An 18,545-nucleotide genomic window follows, 5' to 3' on the forward strand; every position below is an offset into this window, starting at 1 on the left:
GAGCCACTCACGCGGAGGAGAGGGGTTCGTCCCGGCGGGGGGCTGTGCGCCCCGGCCGCCTCGGCGACAACACCAGTTAGCCAGGCCACCGGCGCGCTGGCAAAGCCCCCCGTCTACTAGGGCGGCTCGCAGACCGGGGCGTCGGGCGGGTCGGGGCCGGGGGTGGGGAACGTGCAGGTGGGGCGGGGTTCGGGGTGGGTGCGGGCGGAGCCGTGAGGGCTACTAGGGCGGGCCGGATGTGACCTGGGTCCTGTGGGGCGCCTCACCGCCTCCGGGCCTGAATGTCACCTTTCGTGGTCGTTCGTACCTGTTTCTGGGCGTGTCCGGGGCCACTTTCGGCCCCTGGATCGAAGGAGACGGGGGCGTCGAACGCCGCTTTCCGAGTCGCTCGGCGGAGTGCCTTCAGCAGCGTGCCGCCGAGGGCGAGGGTCAGGACGACCGTCAGCGCGGCCCTGCCCAGGTCCCAGCCGAGGGAGGTCGCCGTGCAGTACGCGAGGAACCGCGTCAGGTTGGCCGCGACCGGATCCCCCGGGTGGAAGGAAACGCCCTGGCCCATGCCCTGCAGCAGGACCCAACCCTGCAGGTTCATGATCGTCCCGTACGCGAACGAGCCCGCGAACCCGTACGCCGCCAACATCAGCAGCTCCGCCCGGCCCCGTATGCGCTCCGGCCCGGGCAGCAGCCCGGCCCCCAGCGCGAACCAGCCCAGGGCCAGCATCTGGAACGGCATCCACGGACCGACCCCGCCCGTCAGCAGGGCCGACGCGAACATCGTCACCGAGCCGAGGACGAAGCCGAAACCGGGACCGAGGACGCGGCCGCTGAGCACCATCAGGAAGAACATGGGCTCCAGGCCCGCCGTCCCCGCACCCAGCGGCCGAAGGGCGGCGCCCACCGCGGCGAGCACGCCGAGCATCGCCACCGCCTTGGCGTCCATGCCCTGGTCGGCGATCGTTGCGACGACCACGCCGACGAGGAGGGGGAGCAGGGCGGCGAACAGCCAGGGCGCGTCCTGGGAGTGGGCGAGCCCGGACTGGCGGTCGGCGAGCAGCGGCCAGCCGAAGGCGGCGATGCCGATCAGGGTGACGAGGACGAGGGCGGCCGCGGCCCTCGGGCCGACCCGCAGGGGGCGGTTCACGGCGCACCCGGGGTGGCCGGAGCGTCGGGTACCGGCCTTTCGGGCGTGGGGGTGGGGGTGCGCGTAGGTGCGGGAGTGCGGGTCTCGGGTGGTGCGGGTGCGGCCGGGGTGGACGCCAGGGCCGCGGCGACCTCGGACACGGTGAGCCAGTGTCCCGGCGCCAGGATCTTGGCCACCTGCGGTGCGAAGGCCGGCGACGACACCACGACCTCCGCGGTCCGCCCGTCCGCGACGACCTCACCACCGGCCAGGACGACCACCCGGTGGGCCAGCTCCGCCGCCAGCTCCACATCGTGCGTGGCCAGGACGATCGCGTGCCCCTCAGCGGCGAGCTCGCGCAGGATCCCTATCAGCCGCGCCTTGGCCGCGTAGTCCAGGCCGCGCGTCGGTTCGTCGAGCAGCAGCAGTGCCGGGCGGCCGGTCAGCACCAGGGCGAGGGCGAGGGCCAGCCGCTGCCCCTCGGAAAGGTCCCGCGGGTGGGTGCCGTCGGCCACCTCCGGCAGCAGTGCCGACACCAGGCCCCGGCAGGTACCGGGGGTCGCGCCGGCGTCGGCGTCGGCGGCCGCGCACTCGGCGGCGACCGTGTCCGCGTACAGAAGGTCCCGGGGCTCCTGGGGGACGAGCCCGACGCGGCGCACCATCTCCGCCGGCGGTGTGCGGTGTGGCACCCGGCCCCCGACCGACACCTCGCCCCCGGCGGGGGCGAGGGTGCCGACCAGAGCGGCGAGGAGGGTGGACTTGCCTGCGCCGTTGCGGCCCATCAGGGCCACGGTCTCGCCGGCCGCCACCGCCAGGTCGACGCCGTGCAGGACCTCGGCGCGGCCGCGGCGCACCGAGAGGGCGCGGGCCCGTGCCACCGGGGAGGCGGCGTCCGCGGCGTCCGGAAGGGGGGTCGGGTTCGTGGCCTGGTTCGTGGCCGGGTTCGTGGCCGGGTTCGTCGTGGGATTCGAGTCCGCAGTCGCTACCGGGCCGCCGGTGCGGCGGAGCAGGCGCGCCAGGAGCCCGGGCCGGGTGGGGGCGGTCGCCGTCGCCGTCCCGGCGGCGTCAGCCGCCGGGCTTCCGCCGGAGGGGCGTGGCCGTGGGCGCGGGGGCGTCGCCGGGGGAGCAGGCCGGGGCGGGACCGCCGCCTCGGACAGACGGGCGCGCAGAGGGGGTGCCAGGCGGCGGGCGTCGCGTACCGACAGGGGGAGCGGGGACCAGTCCGCCAGCCGGCCCAGCGAGACCACCGGCGGCTGGACGGGCGAGACGGCCAGGACGTCCGCGGGGACACCGATGACCGGAGCCGCGCCCGGCCCGGGCAGGAGCAGCACCTGGTCGGCGTACTGGACCACCCGCTCCAGGCGGTGCTCGGCCATCAGCACGGTGGTGCCCAGGTCGTGGACCAGCCGCTGGAGCACAGCGAGGACCTCCTCCGCAGCCGCCGGGTCCAGGGCGGAGGTGGGCTCGTCCAGGACCAGCACCTTGGGGTGCGTGGTCAGGACCGAGCCGATGGCGACCCGTTGCTGCTGCCCGCCCGACAGGGAAGCGAGGGGGCGGTCGCGCAGGTCGTTCAGGCCCAGCAGGTCCAGGGTCTCCTCGACGCGGCGGCGCATCACGGAAGGCGCCAGGCCGAGGGACTCCATGCCGTACGCCAGCTCGTCCTCGACGACGTCCGTCACGAAGTGGGAGAGGGGGTCCTGGCCGACGGTGCCGACGACGTCCGCCAGCTCGCGCGGCCGGTGCGTACGGGTGTCCCGGCCGTCGACCGTGACGCGGCCGCGCAGGGTGCCGCCCGTGAAATGGGGGACGAGTCCGGACACGGCCCCGAGGAGCGTGGACTTGCCGGAGCCCGACGGGCCGATCAGCAATGTCAGTTCCCCCTCCGGGATGACCAGGTCGGCATCGCGGAGGGCCGGCTGCGGGGCGCCGTCGTAGGTGACCGACACCTCCTCGAAGCGGATCACTGTGACGCCTCCTTCTCTTGCTGTTGCTGCTGTTGCTGCTGTTGCTGCTGTTCGCGGTGCTGGTGCTGGTGCTGGTGCTGGTTGTGCTGGACGTGCTGGTCGTGTTCGTCGTGCGGGACGGCCTCGGGGGGAGTGGGGCCGGGTACCGGCGCCACGACGGCCGGGAGCAGACCGATCATCACCGCGGCCGCCGGCCACAGCGGCAGCACGGGAGCCGTCAGCGGGACCACCCCCGGGCGCAGGGCCTGCGGATCGGCCCCGGAGGCGTACACGAGGGCGGCGGCCACGGCCGCACCCGACCCGGCGACCAACCACGCGCGCACTCCCCAGCGGTCGGGCCGGTAGCGGGTCCGGAGGCTGCGCCGCCCGCCGAGCCGCAGGCCCGCGAGGGCGAGCGCGAGTCCGATGAGCAGGACGGGCAGGCCGTACGCGGCCCCTTCGGCGGCGAGCAGTCCGTACGTGCCCGCGCACATGCCGAGCAGGCCGCCCAGGGTGAGCACGGTGGTGGTGTGCCGCACGACGGACGGGACCCGGGCGGTACGGCCGTAGCCGCGCGCGTCCATCGAGGCGGCGATCGCGACGGAACGTTCGAGGGCGCCCTCCAGGACCGGCAGGCCGATCTGCAGGATGGCCTTGATGCCGCCGGTGGGGCGGCCGCGCAGGCGGCGGGCGGTGCGCAGCCGGGCCACGTCGGCGACCATGTTCGGCGCGAAGGTCATGGCGACGACGACGGCGACGCCCGCCTCGTAGAGGGCGGCCGGGAGGGACTTCAGCAGGCGGGCCGGGTTGGCGAGGGCGTTCGCGGCGCCGACGCAGACGAGGAGGGCGGCCAGCTTCGCGCCGTCGTAGAAGGCGAAGACGAGCTGCTCGGCCGTGACACGGCCGCCGAGGCGGATGCCCTGCGCCCATGCGGGGAGGGGGACCTCCGGGAGGGTGAACAGGACGTGAGAGCCGGGGATCGGTGAGCCGAGGAGTACGGAGAACAGCAGCCTCAGGCCGATCACGAACAGGCCGAGCTTGAGGAAGGCGGCGTACGAGCGGGCCCAGGGCGCGGACGTACGGCGCGCGGCTACGACGTAGCCGGCCACGGCGATGACCAGCCCGAGGAGGAGCGGGTTGGTGGTCCGCGAGGCGGCGGTGGCCAGCCCGAGCGCCCACAGCCACCACGCCCCCGCGTGCAGGGCATTGCCGCGCCGGGCCTCCGGGGCGGCGTACCTGCGGGCGCGGCCGCGGTCGCGGGTTGGGGCGTGGGTGCGGGTGTGCGTGCGGGCGGGGGTGGGAGTGGGAGTGGGAGTGGGAGTGGGAGTGGGAGTGGGGGTGTGGTGGGGGCTGGTGGGGGGTGTCATCGGCGGCGTCGGACGGAGCGCCATACGGCGGCCATCGCCAGGCCGGACAGCACCGCCAGGCCGGCCAGGGGGCCCACCCACGGGCCCTCCTTCTCTTCCTTTCCTTCCTTCGCCTCGTTCCCCCGGTCGTTGTTCGTGGTCGCGTCGCCGCTCTGCGGAGCCGGGGCTCCGGGAGCCGAGGGTGCGGGAGCGGCATCCGCGATCTGCTCGCCGCAGCCCTGCTTCGGGTAGCCCGAGATCGCGCACAGCAGTGCCGCGCTGTTGTAGCGCAGCGGCTTGGCCACCTCCGCCAGCGCCTCCGCGGCCGTGGCCTCGGGGGCCAGTTGCGCGCAGGCGGTGCGCGGGGCGTCCTGCGGCGGGGCGTCGCCCGCCGGCGCGTCCGCCGGTACGCCGAAGTCGACGACCACGGCGATCCGCTTCCGGCCCGGCGTCGCCGGGGTCGCGGAGCAGACCGCGTCGAAGTCCGCCGCCGCCCGCGGCCGGGCGGCCTCGGCGGCCGCGTCCTTGCTCACGGCGAAGCGGAAGCCCTGCACGGAGCCGTCGGCCGGGCGGGCCGTGGAGGGGCCCTGCGTGGCGTACGACCACTGGCCGCCCGCGCCGTCCCAGTACGACCAGTAGCGGTACCCGGCTGCCGCCGCGGGCGAGGCCGCGAGGAGGGACAGGAGGGGGAGGAGGGGGAGGAGCAGCGTCAGGGCGCCGAGGGCCAGGGGCCGGGGCGGGGCCGCTGCCCCGGCCGGGGGCGTGTTGCGGCGGCGGAGGCCGTGCATCAGAGCTGGTTCTTCTTGCGGCGGCCGCTCAGCAGGATGCCGATGCCCATGCCGGCCGCGGCGCCCACGCCGATCATCCACCAGAGGTTCTGGTCGCCCGAGCCGGTCTTCTCTTCGTCCTCGTCCTTGGCGCCGCTCGGCTCCGCCGTGGCCGCGGCCTGCGGGGCCGGGCCCGTGGCGTTCAGGGCTGCAACCAGGTCCGCGCCGCCGAACGCCTTCGGGTCGGTGCGCGTCGCGTGCGCCGCCAGGACCAGGGTGCCGAGGGCCGCCGGGCTGCCCTTGGCCCACTCCGCGGAGTTGCCCTGCAGCCACTCCAGCGCGCCGACCGCCGACTGCCTGTGCCCCGCCGCGGCCAGGGCGATCACCGCGTCGACGGTGTTGCCGACGTCCGGGGTCGGCTGGTCCGCGCCGGGCGTGACGGCCGTGAGGTGGCCGCCGCCCTTCCTCAGCGCCTCGGCCAGATAGCCCGCCGCCACCAGGCCGGCAGCCTCCGGCTCGGCGGCCGCGGTGCAGCCCGACGAGCCCGCGGGGGTGTCCTTAGCGGCCGGGGCGACGACCGCGCCCTTGCCCAGGGCGGCCAGGACGGCGGCGGCCGTCGCATCGGCGTTGGGGAGCAGCTTTCCGTCGGCCGGCTGGTACGCGAAGGCGCCACCGTCGGAGGGCGGCTGTGCGGTGCAGCCGAGCTGGAACGCGAGCAGGCCCTCGTACGCGGACTTGCCGGCCTTCGACTTCACCTCGGCCGGCTTCTCGCCCGCCACGGCCAGGGCACTGATGACCACGGCGGTGGAGTTGGCGTCGCTCGGCGAGCCGGGGACGAAGGCCCAGCCGCCGTCCTCGTTCTGGACGGACTTCAGCCAGTCCACGCCCTTCTTCACCGCCGCGTCCTGGCCGCCCAGTGTCTTCAGGGACTGGACGGCCATTGCGGTGGCGTTCGTGTCGTACATCGTCGTGGCGTCGCAGGCCGCGGCGGCGTCCGCGCGGAAGGAGGCGAAGCCGCCGTTCGCGCACTGCTGCCCGGCCAGCCAGGCAACGGCTTCCTTGGCGGGCTTGACGCCGACCGTGTGCTGGGCGAGCAGCGCGACGGACTGCCGCCACACGCCGTCGTACGTGGGGTCCTTCTTGCCGTACAGGCCGGACGGGATCACCGGGGGCGTCGAGGCCGCCGGGGAGGGCGCGGAGGGCGCGGCGAAGGCTGCGGGGGCGGCACCCGCGCAGAGCACGGCGGAGGCGGCGAGCGCTGCGGCGCTGCGGCGGATGTTCATGCGGGCGGGTGCCTCTCCTGCTGGGGGAGCGGGAGGCAGGCGCGCGCAGGCACCGGGCTCCGGCTCCGTTGACCTCGACGGTGGCGGCCGCCGGGGACTCCGGCGGCACGAGCCGCGCACCTTCGTGTACGGGGCGGTCCGGCTGCCGCCCGGTGGGGCCGGGGCGGGTCACGGTTGCGGGTCAGCGCCGGAATCGCACCGGCTTCCCCCCGTACGGAAGGGTGGACGACGGCCTCACTGTACCGGTCGGTATCGAGGGGACGGGTGGCGCAGGGGGCGGGTGGCCCTTACCTGCGGGGTGGGGGCTCGGGTACCTGCGGGGTGGAGGCTCGGGTACCTGCGGGGCTCGGGTACCTGCGGGGTGGGGGTCGGGAAGTGCGGCGCGTGGGGTCCGGCCCGGTCGGCTTGGCGGGTTCGGTGGGCTTGGGTGGGTGGGCTGCGGGCCTTTCGTCTTCTCCGGGGGCGGGGCACGTCCTTCCCTCAGAGGGCGCGGTACGCCGTCGGGTCGCTGCCCGGCACCGGTTCGGCTCGGCCCTGTTTCACCAGGCGCCGCAGGTGCGCCTCCGCCTCCGAGACGGCGATGTTGCGGGAGCCGTACGGGATCTGCTCCCAGGGCCGGTTCCACTCCATGCGTTCCGCCAGTCCCCACGGGGTCAGCGGCTCGGCCAGCAACTGCCACAGCCCCGCCAGCCGTTCCTCGTGGTGGCGCAGCAGCGCGCGGACCCGGGCCGGGGCGTCGGTGAAGGCGTGCTGGTGGGCGGGGAGCACCTCGGCGGGGTTCAGGCGGGCGATGCGTTCGAGGGAGTCGAGGTAGTCGCCGAGGGGGTCGGTGGCGCGGGTGTCCTCCGGGTCCTCGTACAAGCCGATGTGCGGGGAGATCCCGGGCAGCAGGTGGTCCCCGGAGAAGAGGCGGCCGCTGCCGGGCAGGTTCGCCGGGTGCGTTTCCTCCAGGTGCAGGCAGACGTGGCCGGGGGTGTGCCCGGGGGTCCATACGGCGCGGAGCCGGCGCCCGGCGAGGGGCAGCAGCTCCCCGTCGACGACCTCCCGGTCGGGGACGGCGGCGCGCAGGCCGGGCAGGGTGCGCATCCGGCCGCTCGCGCGGGCAGCCCGCAGTGGGGCGACGTGCTCGTCGGGGGCTCCGGCGGCGGTGAGCTTGGCGGTCAGGTAGTCGAGCCAGACTGCGGGCTCGGCGGACCGGGTCCGTAGGACGACCTCGGTGTCGGCGGCGTGCAGGGCGATCCAGGCGCCGGAGGCGTCCCGGACCTTGCCGGAAAGGCCGTGGTGGTCGGGGTGGTGGTGGGTGATGACCACGCCGTGTACGTCGGAGACCGCGGTACCGAGGGCCTTCAAGCCGGCGGTGAGGGCGTCCCAGGAGTGCGGGTCGTCCCAGCCGGTGTCGATGAGGACGGGGCCGCGGTCGGTGTCGAGGACGTGGACGAGGGTGTGGCCCAGGGGGTTGTCCGGGATCGGAACCTTGATGGCTGCGACTCCGCCGCCGTGGTGGGTGACTTCGGGGGCGGGGGGATCGGGAGGAACCGGAGCGGTCGGGGGAGCGGGGTTCTGGTTCTGGTTCTGCTCCTGGTTCGAGTTCTGGTTCTGGCTCGGGTTCTGGCTCTGGTTCTGGTTTGGGTTCGGTTCCGTCGTCGGCCTTTGTTGGTTTGGCATGCCGTCTCCTCGCCCACGGGTGAGAACGTGTTGCATTAGTAGCCCAAGTCGACCATCTGGGGGGCTTTCTGGCTAGTCATTGGATCTCTTTCGGGGTCCTGTCCTGGTCGTGGACTCCTAGAACTAGAACTGGTATCAGTTCGGGAACGCCAAGCCGGAGGAGGCACCAGCCATGACCGAGCGCGTCGAACACGGGCAGCTGTTCATCGGCGGGGAGTGGAGGGATCCGCTGGGCACCGGGACGATCGAGGTCGTCTCCCCCCACACCGAGCAGGTCATCGGCAGTGTCCCGCACGCGTCCCGCGGCGACGTGGACCGGGCCGTGGCCGTCGCCCGCCGGGCCTTCGACGAGGGCCCCTGGCCCCGGATGCCCTTGGAGGAGCGGATCGCGGTCGTCACCCGGATCAAGGACGCGATCGCCGTCCGGCACGAGGAGATCGCCCGGTCGATCAGCTCCCAGAACGGGTCCCCGTACTCCTGGAGCATCCTCGCCCAGGCGCTCGGCCCCATGATGGTGTACGACGCGGCGATCCAGGTCGCGCGCGCGTACGCGTACGAGGAGCACCGCCAGGGCGTGCTCGGGCCGATCCTGGTGCGCCGGGAGCCGGTGGGTGTGGTCGCGGCCGTCATCCCGTGGAACGTGCCGCAGTTCGTGGCCGCGGCGAAGCTCGCCCCGGCGCTGCTGGCCGGGTGCGCGGTGATCCTCAAGCCGTCCCCCGAGGCGCCGCTGGACTCGTACATCCTCGCCGACATCGCCCGGGAGGCCGGGCTGCCCGAGGGGGTGCTGTCGGTGCTGCCGGCCGACCGGGAAGTGAGTGAGTACCTGGTCGGTCACGCGGGTGTCGACAAGGTCTCGTTCACCGGGTCGGTGGCGGCGGGGAAGCGGGTCATGGAGGTGGCGGCCCGCAACCTGACCCGGGTGACCCTGGAGCTGGGAGGGAAGTCCGCAGCCGTTGTGCTGCCTGACGCCGATCTGGGGGCGGCCGTCGCCGGCATCGTCCCCGCGGCCTGGATGAACAACGGGCAGGCGTGCGTCGCCCAGACCCGGATCCTCGCCCCGCGCAGCCGCTACGGGGAGGTGGCCGAGGCCCTTGCCGCGGCGGCCGGTGCGCTGGTGGTCGGCGACCCCCTCGACCCGGCGACCCAGCTCGGCCCGCTCGTGGCGCGGAGGCAGCAGGAGCGGTCGTTGGAGTACATCCGGATCGGGCAGGAGGAGGGCGCCAAGGTCCTGGTGGGTGGTGGCCGGCCGGCCGGGCTGGAGCGGGGCTGGTACGTCGAGCCGACGCTGTTCGGGGACGTGGACAACGGGATGCGGATCGCCCGGGAGGAGATCTTCGGGCCCGTGGTGTGCCTGATCCCGTACGCGGACGAGCGGGAGGCGCTCGGGATCGCGAACGACTCCGAGTTCGGGCTGAGCGGGAGCGTGTGGACGGCCGACGTCGAGCACGGCATCGACTTCGCCCGGCAGGTGCGGACGGGGACGTTCAACGTCAACACGTTCAGCCTGGACATGCTGGGGCCGTTCGGCGGCTACAAGAACAGCGGAGTGGGGAGGGAGTTCGGGCCCGAGGGGCTGAGCGAGTACCTGGAGCACAAGATGATCCACCTGCCGGGCGGGTACGAGGCCGGGGCCGGAGCCGGGGCCTGAGGGTGGTGTCGGTGTCGGTGATGGGCGACAGGTGGCAGGTTCAAGTGGATCGGGGCGTTTGCATCGGGTCCGGGATGTGCGTGAACCACGCCCCGGAGGGCTTCGCCCTGGACTCGGCGCGTCAGTCGCATGCCCGTGAGGCGGAGATCGATGCGAACGAGCCGATCCTCGCGGCGGCTGAGGGGTGCCCCGTGGAAGCGATCATGATCACGCTGGCCGGGAGCGGGGAGGCGGTGTTTCCGCCGGAGGAGTAGGGAGGGGCGGGGCGTCGGGCTTCCCGCGAGCCCATTGTCCTTCCGGGGCGGGCCGGTCCCTCAGGGGCGCTCCTCCTTCGTCGTCGCGGCGCGTTGCGATGGCCTTCGGCCCCCCCTTGACCGACCGGCCCGCCCCGGAACGCCAACGGACTCCCGGGAAGCCCCGGAGGAACGGCCGGGGGTGGGGTCCGAGGGGCGGGGACGGTGGAGATGTGCGGCCCGGGCTCCGCCGGCGTTCGCCCCGGGCGGGCGGGAGGCGACTCGGGGCCGGGAGCGCCTTGAGGGCGGGAGTGCCTCGGGCGGTGGGTGGGCGCCTCGGGCGGCGGGTGGGCGCCTTGGGGGTTGGGTGGGCGCCTTTGGGGGTCGGGATCGCCTCGGGGTCGGGGCTGCCTCGGGCGCGGGATCGCCCGGGGGTGGGGTTCCTTGGCGGGCGGGACCGGCTCGTGCTTCGGGTGTGGTGGTCCTGTCCCGTGTCGATGGGTGTGCTGCCGCGCGTGCCGGTCGGGGTGTGCTGTCGTGCCGGTGGGGCGGCGGGATCAGGACTTTTCCGGAGCCGTGAGGTCGATCAGGCGGCAGACCGTCTCGATGTCGATCTTGACCTGGGCGATCGAGGCGCGGCCCGACAGCCAGGTGATCAGGGCGGAGTGCCACGTGTGCTCGATGACGCGGACCGCTGACAGCTGCTCCGCGGTGGGCGGGGCGTCCAGGCCCATCGCGTCCAGGATGATGGCGGTCGTCAGGCGGGACACGGTGTCCACCTCGGGGCTGACGCTGCGGTCCGCGAAGGTCAGGGCGCGGACCATGGCGTCCGCGAGGTGGGGTTCGCGCTGGAGGGCGCGGAAGGCGCGCATCAGGGTTTCCGCGACGCGGGCGGCCGGGTCATCGGCGGCCGGGGGGCGCTTGCGGAGGGTCGTGTGCATGTGCTGGAGCTGGTCCTGCATGGTGGCGACCAGCAGGTGCACCTTCGAGGGGAAGTAGCGGTACAGGGTGCCCAGCGCGACGCCGGCCGCCTCGGCGACCTCGCGCATCTGGACGGCGTCGAAGCCTCCGCGGCTGGCCAGCTGGGCGCTCGCGTGCAGGATGCGGCGGCGGCGGGCCTCCTGACGCTCCGTCAAGGGAGGGGATGTCGAGGTGTTCGGTTGCGCTGTCATGTGCCCCGTTCCATGCGCTCCGGCAGGCGACGCAGTCGTGGCGCGAATCACCTGCTCCGCCTCTTACGGTGTGGTTTCCGGCCGGTAGATTCAATGGTCTTCGACGGATCAAGTCTGAAACTTGTTCTACATTATCCGAGCGGTTACGCTCCGGCGAAAGTTGCAGGGAGAAGGGGGCCGAGAGTGACCGCAGAGGCCATGGTGACGAGCCCTTTCGCGGGGTCCGTGACGGACGGTGACCGGCCGTTGCGCATCGCGCTCCTGACCTATAAGGGGAACCCGTTCTGCGGGGGTCAGGGCGTCTACGTCCGGCACCTTTCCCGTGAGCTGGTCCGGCTCGGGCACTCCGTCGAAGTGATCGGCGCGCAGCCCTATCCCGTGCTCGAAGGCGGGGCCACGCTCACCGAGCTGCCCAGCCTCGACCTGTACCGGCAGCCCGACCCGTTCCGTACGCCCAAGCGCGAGGAGTTCCGCGATTGGGTCGACCTGCTTGAGGTCGCCACCATGTGGACCGGTGGGTTTCCCGAGCCGCTGACGTTTTCGTTGCGGGCCCGGCGGCATTTGGCCGCGAGGCTCGGCGAGTTTGATGTTGTTCATGACAACCAAACCCTGGGTTACGGGTTGTTGGGTGGGCTCGGCGCGCCCCTGGTGACCACCATTCACCATCCGATCACCGTGGACCGGAAGCTTGAACTGGATGCCGCTCAGGACCGGCTGAGGCGGTTGTCGGTGCGGCGCTGGTACGCCTTCACGCGGATGCAGGGGCGTGTTGCGCGGCGGCTGCCTTCCGTGCTGACCGTTTCCGGCTCGTCGAAGCAGGAGATCGAGGAGCACCTGGGGGTGCGCGGCGACCGGATCCACGTGGTGCACATCGGTGCGGACACGGATCTGTGGTCGCCCGATGCGGCCGTGGCCGAGGTGCCCGGGCGGATCGTCACCACGTCGAGCGCCGACGTGCCGCTGAAGGGTCTCGTGTACCTCGTCGAGGCGCTGGCGAAGCTGCGCACGGAGCAGCCCGGCGCCCACCTCGTGGTCGTCGGCAAGCGGGCCGAGGAAGGGCCCGTGGCACGGGCGATCGAGGCCTACGGGCTCCAGGACGCCGTCCGGTTCGTCAAGGGTGTGACCGACGAAGAGCTCGTCGATCTCGTGCGGAGTGCGCAGGTTGCGTGCGTGCCTTCGCTGTACGAGGGCTTCTCGCTGCCCGCCGCTGAGGCGATGGCCACCGGTACGCCGCTCGTCGCCACGACGGGTGGTGCCATTCCCGAGGTCGCCGGTCCCGACGGTGAGACCTGTCTCGCGGTGCCGCCCGGTGATGCGGGTGCGCTGGCCGTGGCGCTCGGCCGGCTGCTGGGCGACGCGCAGCTGCGGGCCCGCCTCGGTGCCGCCGGGCGGGAGCGGGTGCTGACCCGGTTCACCTGGGCCAAGGCCGCCGAGGGCACCGTCGCGCACTACCGGGCCGCCATCGAGCGGGCGCGCCGGGTCCGCTGACTCCATGTTTCTCACCGATCACCCCCGCGACCGCGAAGGCAGGACCCCGTGCTGACCGTCGATTTCTCCCGGTTCCCGCTCGCCGCAGGCGACCGCGTACTCGATCTGGGCTGCGGCGCAGGCCGCCACGCCTTCGAGTGCTACCGGCGCGGCGCCCAGGTCGTCGCGGTCGATCGCAACGGCGAGGAGATCCGCGAGGTCGCCAAGTGGTTCGCCGCGATGAAGGAGGCCGGCGAGGCCCCCGCCGGTGCGACCGCCACGGCCATGGAGGGCGATGCCCTGGCGCTGCCCTTTCCGGACGAGTCCTTTGACGTGGTGATCATTTCCGAGGTGATGGAGCACATCCCCGACGACAAGGGGGTCCTCGCGGAGATGGTGCGCGTGCTCAAGCCGGGCGGGCGCATCGCCGTCACCGTGCCGCGGTACGGGCCGGAGAAGGTGTGCTGGGCGCTGAGCGACGCCTACCACGAGGTCGAGGGCGGTCACATCCGCATCTACAAGGCTGATGAACTCATCGGGAAGATACGGGCCGCGGGCCTGAAGCCGTACGGCTCGCACCACGCCCACGCGCTGCACTCCCCGTACTGGTGGCTCAAGTGCGCGTTCGGGGTGGACAACGACAAGGCGCTGCCCGTGCGCGCCTACCACAAGCTGCTGGTCTGGGACATCATGAAGAAGCCCCTGGCGACGCGGCTGGCGGAGCAGGCCCTCAACCCGATCATGGGCAAGAGCTTCGTCGTGTACGCGACGAAGCCCCACCTCCCCGTCGGCGCGGCCCAGTGAGCTCCACCGGGCGCACCGAACGCTTGGTCCTGGACGGTGTGCTGACGGCCGAGGAGGCCGCGGCCACGGTGGCCGGGATCCTCGCCGCGCAGCGCTCCGACGGCGCCATCCCGTGGTTCCGCGGGCACCACCTCGATCCGTGGGACCACACCGAGGCCGCGATGGCGCTGGACGCGGCCGGCGAGCACGAGGCCGCCGAGCAGGCGTACCTGTGGCTGGCCCGGCACCAGAACGCGGACGGCTCCTGGCACGCGGCCTACGCGGACCGGCCGGACGGTGTGGACACCGCCGAGCCGCAGGACGACGGCCGGGAGAGCAACTTCGTCGCGTACGTGGCCGTCGGGGTGTGGCACCACTACCTGGCCACCGGCGACGACCGGTTCCTGGAGCGGATGTGGCCGGTCGTCCACGCGGCCGTGCAGTTCGTCCTGGGCCTCCAGCAGCCGGGCGGCGAGATCGGGTGGAAGCGCGAGGCGGACGGCACGCCCGTCACCGACGCGCTGCTGACCGGATCGTCCTCCATTCACCAGGCGCTGCGCTGCGCCCTGGCGATCGCCGAGCACCGCGAGGACCCGCAGCCGGACTGGGAGCTGGCGGCGGGCGCGCTCGGGCATGCGATACGCCGGCACCCGGAGCGGTTCCTGGACAAGGACCGGTACTCCATGGACTGGTACTACCCGGTCCTGGGCGGGGCGGTCACGGGCGCCCAGGCGAAGGAGCGGATCGACGGGCGCTGGGACGAGTTCGTCGTGCCGGGGCTGGGTGTGCGGTGTGTCCTGCCGAACCCGTGGGTGACCGGCGGGGAGTCCTGCGAACTCGCGCTCACCCTGTGGGCGATGGGGGAGTCGGACCGGGCGCTGGAGGTCCTGCGGTCCATCACGCACCTGCGCGCGGACAACGGCATGTACTGGACGGGTTACGTCTTCGAGGACGAAGCGGTGTGGCCCGTCGAGCAGACCACCTGGACCGCCGGTTCGCTGCTGCTGGCCGTGGCCGCGCTCGGCGGTGACGAGGCGACCACGGCGGTGTTCGGCGGGCAGGAGCTGCCTGCGGGGCTGGAGCCGGACTGCTGCACCGGCGGATGATGCGCGCGGGGCGGCGGTCGCGCCAGTCGGGTGGCCCGGACGGGTGGCCCGAGTGGCGGGGCCGGTGCCCCCGGGTGACGCTGCGGGGGACACCTCACTCCCTCGGAGGAAACCGTGTCCATACGCAGAACCGTCCGATTCCACCGCGCCGTCACGGCACTGACGCTGTCCACCGCACTGCTCGCCGGGGCCACCGGATGCAGTAGCGGCGACAGCAGTGGGGCGAGGGCCCAGGGTGCGAACGCGCCCCTGTCCGCGGCGGTACACGTCGAGCAGATCGAAGCCGTGGAACTGCAGGCCGCGTTGGCGCAGATGCGGGCGGAGGTCGCCTCCCTGGAGGCCGCTTCCGTGGAGGCCGTTCCCCTGATCGTGGCCGAGCCGACGCCGACGACGTCGGCGGAGCGGCAGAAGTTCGCCAAGACGCGCTTCGTCGTCAACGCCGGGCTCGCGGCGGGGGCGACGTACCAGTGGATCGTCAAGCCCTACCGTGCGGGCAAGTTCAAGAAGGGTGCGAAGGGCCGGACGTTCGCGCTGATCAAGGCTGGCCTCGCGGGTGCTTTCGCGTACAACCGGCTGAAGGCGGCGGTGAACAACGCCAAGGGCGACCCGCTGCTGTCCAAGGCGCTGGTCCCGCTGACGGCGGGCATCGAGTCGCTGAAGGGCCTGGCCACCAAGGTGCGTTCGGGTCAGGCCGGTGACGCCGAGATCAGCTCGTTCGAGGACGTCATCAACGGGGTGAAGGGAGCCGGCAAGAGTGCGGGCGCCCCGGTGACCGACCAGGTACCGAGCCCGTCCCAGTTGGGTGGGTAGTGCCCGGGCGGGGGCGGCGGCCGTTGCGTGGGCCGCCGCCCCCGATTCCCCCCGGCGCGGGGCGCGGGGCGCGGCTCAGGCGTTGAGCTCTGCGAGGACGCGCAGGGTGCGGGGGTCCGGGGCGGTGACGAGGAGGTCGGTGACCGGGCCCTTGCGCCACAGGTCCAGGCGTTCGGCGATCCGCTCCCGCGGGCCGACCAGGCTGATCTCGTCGGCGAACGCGTCGGGGACGGCGAGGACGGCCTCCTCGCGGCGGCCGGCGAGGAACAGCTCCTGGATGCGGCGGGCCTCGTCGGCGTAGCCCATGCGCGCCATGAGGTCGGCGTGGAAGTTGCGCGCCGCGTGGCCCATGCCGCCGATGTAGAAGCCCAGCATCGCCTTGACCGGCAGGAGCCCCTCGGTGACGTCGTCGCAGACCTTCGCCCGGGCCATCGGGGCGATCAGGAAGCCCTCGGGGAGGTCGGTGAGGGAGGCCCGGTAGACGTCGGTGCGGGTCGGGGACCAGTACAGCGGGAGCCAGCCGTCCGCGATCCGGGTGGTCTGGGCGATGTTCCGCGGGCCTTCCGCGCCGAGCAGGACCGGCAGGTCCGGGCGCAGCGGGTGGGTGACGGGTTTGAGGGGCCGGCCGAGGCCGGTGCCGTCCGGGCCGCGGTACGGGTGGGTGTGGAAGCGGCCGTCCAGGGTGACGGGGCCCTCGCGGCGCAGCACCTGGCGGACGACGTCGACGTACTCGCGGGTGGCGGTGAGCGGGCTCGCGGGGAAGGGGCGCCCGTACCAGCCCTCGACGACCTGGGGGCCGGACAGGCCGAGGCCGAGCATCATGCGGCCGCCGGAGAGGTGGTCGAGGGTGAGGGCGTGCATGGCGGTCGCGGTCGGGCTGCGGGCGGGCATCTGGGCGACGGCGGTGCCGAGGCGGATCCGGGAGGTGTGGGCTGCGATCCAGGTGAGCGGGGTGAAGGCGTCCGATCCCCAGGCCTCGGCGGTCCACACCGAGGTGTAGCCGAGCCGCTCGGCCTCGGTGGCGAGGGCGAGGTGGGCGGGGTCGGGGCCGCGGCCCCAGTAGCCGAGTGCGAGTCCGAGGCGCATGGCGCCCTCCTTCCGCCAGCGTTCCTGACGACCTGTCAGGTGACGGGGTGACTGTAGGACAACGGCCCCCCGCCCGGAAGGGGCGGGGGGCCGTCGTGCGCCGGCGGGGCCGGGTCAGCCGCGCTGGATGCCGGAGGTGTCGTTCAGGACGCCGCGGCGGCCGTCCTGGGTCTGCGCGATCAGCGTGGACGGGCCGCGCTGATCCACCGCCAGGTACCAGGTGCCCGGGGCGAGTTCGGCGATCGGGGTGGGGGAGCCGTCCTCGGCGAAGAGGGGGCGGGCCACCGGCACCGCGAACCAGAACGGGGTGAAGTCGGCCGCCGGGGCGGCGGGCGCCGCGTCCTGCGGGCCCGGGCCCGGGGCGGGGGTCCCGCCGTACGGCGGGACCGGCTGGGGGGTGCTGCCGTAGCCGGGCTGCGCCTGGCCGCCCGGGTAGCCGTACCCGTCGGGCTGCGGCTGGCCGCCGAACGGTGCCGGGGCGGCGGGCCGGGACTCCGGCACCAGCGGTCCGGCGAGCGCCGGGACCTTCGCGCCGGAGACGGCGACGCCGGCCAGCACGAGGGTGGCGAGGAAGGCGATGATGCAGCCCGCGCCCAGGTCGGCGCCGCTCGGGCTGGTGATCAGCGACCACAGGGAGGACCAGGCGGCCGCCACCGCGAGCACCGTCCCCCACGCGGACAGCGGCAGACCCGCCAGCTTGCGGGACTCCGGCAGGAACCGGCCGCCGACGATGAGGCCGGCGGCGATGAAGCCCAGCAGGAAGATGCTCGGAAGTGCCAGGCGGTAGACGTCGGTGTCCCACACGCTCGGCAGGTCCAGGCCGGTCGCGGAGTAGAAATCGAGGAACGAGGCGATGAACAGCAGCACCGCTGCTCCGATCACCACGCCGTCGCCTCGAGTGAGGGAGCGGATGTTCACGTCTTAGGTGTCCTTCTCGGTCTCGGTCGTCCCGTGGTGCCGCGGTCGCGCATCCAGGAGTGGGGGGCGGGCTGGACCATGGTACGGAGGTTTCCCGCGACCGAGAGGATCGGGGCGGGCGGGCGTCCTGTCGGAACTACCCGCCCAGGAAGCCGACGATGCCGTCCGCGATGCCCTGAGCGGCCTTCTGTCGCCACTCCGGACTGGTCAGCAGCGCCGCGTCCTTGCTGTCACGCATGTTGCCGCACTCGACGAACACCTTGGGCTGCGTGGAGAGGTTGAGGCCGCCCAGGTCGTCGCGGACGACCAACCCGGTGCCGCCGCCGAGGTAGTTGGCGGGCGCCGAGCCGGTGGTCCGGGCGAAGTTCCCGGCGATCCGCTCGCCGAGGGTCCGGGACGGGCCGACGATCGCCGCGGTGTCCGCGGCGCCGCGCTTGACCTTGGCCGGGAGGATGACGTGGTAGCCGCGGCTGCCCTCGGAGACGCCGTCCGCGTGGACGGAGACCACGGCGTCGGCCTTCGCCTCGTTGCCGATGCGGGCGCGTTCGTTGATGCAGGGGCCCCACGTGCGGTCCCCGTCGTGCGTGAACACCACCTTGAGGCCCTTGGCTTCGAGGGCGGTGCGCAGCCGGCGGGACACGTCGAGGGTGAACTCGGCTTCCTTGTAACCGGAGTTGGTGGTGGTACCGGTGGTGTCGCACTCCTTGGTGTTGGTGCCGATGTCCACCTTCTTGTTGATCTCGGTGGTGTGCTTGAAGTTGCCCGTGTTGTGTCCGGGGTCGATCACGACGGTTTTGCCGGCGAGGGCGTTCCCGACGCCGGCGCCGGGTGTCTTGACGGGTGAGGCGGATGGGGCGGGCGATTCAGGCGGGGTGAGCGAGGCGTTCGCGGCACCGGCCGCCGGCACCACGCTCCGCGGCGGCCGCGCGTCGTCGGCCCCGGCCCCGGTGGTCACCTGGACCAGGACCCACCCGGCCAGGGTGGTCGGGGCGAGGACGGCCGCCGCGACGGCCAGGGTGGAGCGGCGCGCGAACCGGCGCCGGTCCGGGCTGACCGAGGAGGCGGACTCGGGGGGCGGGGGGCTGTCGTCGTAGCGCACGCCGCGAGCGTAGACCGGGAGTCCGCCGGGAGGCGGGCACTGGGCCGTCCGAGGGCGCGGTGCGATAGTCAACAGATATGCCCGGATGTGCCGGACGGGGGG

General features: G+C 73.5%; 16 protein-coding genes and 1 riboswitch. Of the genes, 6 read left to right on the forward strand and 10 right to left on the reverse strand.

Annotation, left to right across the window (positions count from 1 at the left end; genetic code table 11):
- Positions 1-262: 262 nt before the first annotated feature.
- From ACFV7Q_RS16705 to ACFV7Q_RS16730, 6 genes are all read right to left on the reverse strand, one after another.
- The gene (locus ACFV7Q_RS16705; RefSeq protein WP_385428984.1) at positions 263-1,138 is read right to left on the reverse strand and encodes an ECF transporter S component; all 876 of its coding nucleotides are present in this window, start codon (positions 1,136-1,138) and stop codon (positions 263-265) included.
- A complete protein-coding gene (locus ACFV7Q_RS16710; protein WP_385428986.1) occupies positions 1,135-3,081 on the reverse strand; it encodes an ABC transporter ATP-binding protein in 1,947 nt (648 codons plus the stop codon). The genes ACFV7Q_RS16705 and ACFV7Q_RS16710 overlap by 4 nt, the downstream gene beginning before the upstream one ends.
- A complete protein-coding gene (locus tag ACFV7Q_RS16715) occupies positions 3,078-4,427 on the reverse strand; it encodes an energy-coupling factor transporter transmembrane component T (RefSeq protein ID WP_385428991.1) in 1,350 nt (449 codons plus the stop codon). Before ACFV7Q_RS16715 ends, ACFV7Q_RS16710 begins: the two co-directional genes overlap by 4 nt.
- On the reverse strand, positions 4,424-5,194 hold the full coding sequence (locus ACFV7Q_RS16720; protein WP_385428993.1) for an SCO2322 family protein: 771 nt from the start codon (positions 5,192-5,194) through the stop codon (positions 4,424-4,426). The genes ACFV7Q_RS16715 and ACFV7Q_RS16720 overlap by 4 nt, the downstream gene beginning before the upstream one ends.
- The gene (locus ACFV7Q_RS16725) at positions 5,194-6,456 is read right to left on the reverse strand and encodes a prenyltransferase/squalene oxidase repeat-containing protein (protein WP_385428995.1); all 1,263 of its coding nucleotides are present in this window, start codon (positions 6,454-6,456) and stop codon (positions 5,194-5,196) included. Before ACFV7Q_RS16725 ends, ACFV7Q_RS16720 begins: the two co-directional genes overlap by 1 nt.
- A 135-nt stretch (positions 6,457-6,591) precedes the next feature.
- Positions 6,592-6,664, reverse strand: a riboswitch (cobalamin riboswitch).
- Positions 6,665-6,936: 272 nt separating this feature from the next.
- Positions 6,937-8,121, reverse strand: a complete 1,185-nt coding sequence (locus ACFV7Q_RS16730) for an MBL fold metallo-hydrolase (RefSeq protein ID WP_385428997.1) — start codon at positions 8,119-8,121, stop codon at positions 6,937-6,939.
- A gap of 172 nt (positions 8,122-8,293) precedes the next feature.
- Here ACFV7Q_RS16730 and ACFV7Q_RS16735 point away from each other — a divergent pair, with 172 nt between their 5' ends.
- Both ACFV7Q_RS16735 and ACFV7Q_RS16740 read left to right on the forward strand, forming a co-directional pair.
- Positions 8,294-9,769 (forward strand): aldehyde dehydrogenase, encoded by a 1,476-nt coding sequence (locus tag ACFV7Q_RS16735; protein WP_385428999.1) that lies wholly within the window; start codon positions 8,294-8,296, stop codon positions 9,767-9,769.
- 20 nt (positions 9,770-9,789) lie between these two features.
- Positions 9,790-10,023 carry a ferredoxin gene (locus tag ACFV7Q_RS16740; RefSeq protein ID WP_385429080.1) on the forward strand — a complete coding sequence of 78 codons (234 nt, stop codon included), beginning with the start codon at positions 9,790-9,792 and terminating at the stop codon, positions 10,021-10,023.
- 536 nt (positions 10,024-10,559) lie between these two features.
- On the opposite strand, the gene ACFV7Q_RS16745 is transcribed toward ACFV7Q_RS16740, so the two are convergent.
- Positions 10,560-11,174 carry a TetR family transcriptional regulator gene (locus ACFV7Q_RS16745; RefSeq protein WP_385429001.1) on the reverse strand — a complete coding sequence of 205 codons (615 nt, stop codon included), beginning with the start codon at positions 11,172-11,174 and terminating at the stop codon, positions 10,560-10,562.
- A 183-nt stretch (positions 11,175-11,357) separates the two neighbouring features.
- On the opposite strand from ACFV7Q_RS16745, the gene ACFV7Q_RS16750 reads away from it, so the two are divergent.
- The 4 genes from ACFV7Q_RS16750 to ACFV7Q_RS16765 all read left to right on the forward strand — a co-directional run bounded on the left by ACFV7Q_RS16750 (position 11,358) and on the right by ACFV7Q_RS16765 (position 15,340).
- On the forward strand, positions 11,358-12,662 hold the full coding sequence (locus tag ACFV7Q_RS16750; RefSeq protein WP_385429003.1) for a glycosyltransferase family 4 protein: 1,305 nt from the start codon (positions 11,358-11,360) through the stop codon (positions 12,660-12,662).
- A 48-nt stretch (positions 12,663-12,710) separates the two neighbouring features.
- On the forward strand, positions 12,711-13,445 hold the full coding sequence (locus tag ACFV7Q_RS16755; protein WP_385429005.1) for a class I SAM-dependent methyltransferase: 735 nt from the start codon (positions 12,711-12,713) through the stop codon (positions 13,443-13,445).
- The gene (locus ACFV7Q_RS16760; RefSeq protein WP_385429007.1) at positions 13,442-14,530 is read left to right on the forward strand and encodes a prenyltransferase; all 1,089 of its coding nucleotides are present in this window, start codon (positions 13,442-13,444) and stop codon (positions 14,528-14,530) included. Before ACFV7Q_RS16755 ends, ACFV7Q_RS16760 begins: the two co-directional genes overlap by 4 nt.
- A 120-nt stretch (positions 14,531-14,650) precedes the next feature.
- Positions 14,651-15,340, forward strand: a complete 690-nt coding sequence (locus ACFV7Q_RS16765) for a hypothetical protein (RefSeq protein ID WP_385429082.1) — start codon at positions 14,651-14,653, stop codon at positions 15,338-15,340.
- Between the two features lie 75 nt (positions 15,341-15,415).
- On the opposite strand, the gene ACFV7Q_RS16770 is transcribed toward ACFV7Q_RS16765, so the two are convergent.
- The 3 genes from ACFV7Q_RS16770 to ACFV7Q_RS16780 form a co-directional block, all read right to left on the reverse strand.
- Positions 15,416-16,426, reverse strand: coding sequence for an LLM class F420-dependent oxidoreductase (locus tag ACFV7Q_RS16770; RefSeq protein WP_385429009.1), 1,011 nt, complete (start codon positions 16,424-16,426; stop codon positions 15,416-15,418).
- 114 nt (positions 16,427-16,540) lie between these two features.
- Entirely contained in the window at positions 16,541-17,344 is an 804-nt protein-coding gene (locus tag ACFV7Q_RS16775) for a DUF5336 domain-containing protein (RefSeq protein ID WP_385429011.1), read from the reverse strand.
- Between the two features lie 136 nt (positions 17,345-17,480).
- Complete coding sequence (locus tag ACFV7Q_RS16780; protein WP_385429013.1) at positions 17,481-18,443, reverse strand: N-acetylmuramoyl-L-alanine amidase; 963 nt, start codon at positions 18,441-18,443, stop codon at positions 17,481-17,483.
- Between the last annotated feature and the right edge of the window lie 102 nt (positions 18,444-18,545).

This window comes from Streptomyces sp. NPDC059851, assembly GCF_042732005.1.
Taxonomy (GTDB): Bacteria; Actinomycetota; Actinomycetes; order Streptomycetales; family Streptomycetaceae; genus Streptomyces.

Coding starts and splice junctions, on each gene's coding strand:
- ACFV7Q_RS16715 (WP_385428991.1), bottom strand. CDS start 4,427: ATGACACCCCCCACCAGCCCCCACCACACCCCCACTCCCACTCCCACT.
- ACFV7Q_RS16720 (WP_385428993.1), bottom strand. CDS start 5,194: ATGCACGGCCTCCGCCGCCGCAACACGCCCCCGGCCGGGGCAGCGGCC.
- ACFV7Q_RS16725 (WP_385428995.1), bottom strand. CDS start 6,456: ATGAACATCCGCCGCAGCGCCGCAGCGCTCGCCGCCTCCGCCGTGCTC.
- ACFV7Q_RS16730 (WP_385428997.1), bottom strand. CDS start 8,121: ATGCCAAACCAACAAAGGCCGACGACGGAACCGAACCCAAACCAGAAC.
- ACFV7Q_RS16735 (WP_385428999.1), top strand. CDS start 8,294: ATGACCGAGCGCGTCGAACACGGGCAGCTGTTCATCGGCGGGGAGTGG.
- ACFV7Q_RS16740 (WP_385429080.1), top strand. CDS start 9,790: ATGGGCGACAGGTGGCAGGTTCAAGTGGATCGGGGCGTTTGCATCGGG.
- ACFV7Q_RS16745 (WP_385429001.1), bottom strand. CDS start 11,174: ATGACAGCGCAACCGAACACCTCGACATCCCCTCCCTTGACGGAGCGT.
- ACFV7Q_RS16770 (WP_385429009.1), bottom strand. CDS start 16,426: ATGCGCCTCGGACTCGCACTCGGCTACTGGGGCCGCGGCCCCGACCCC.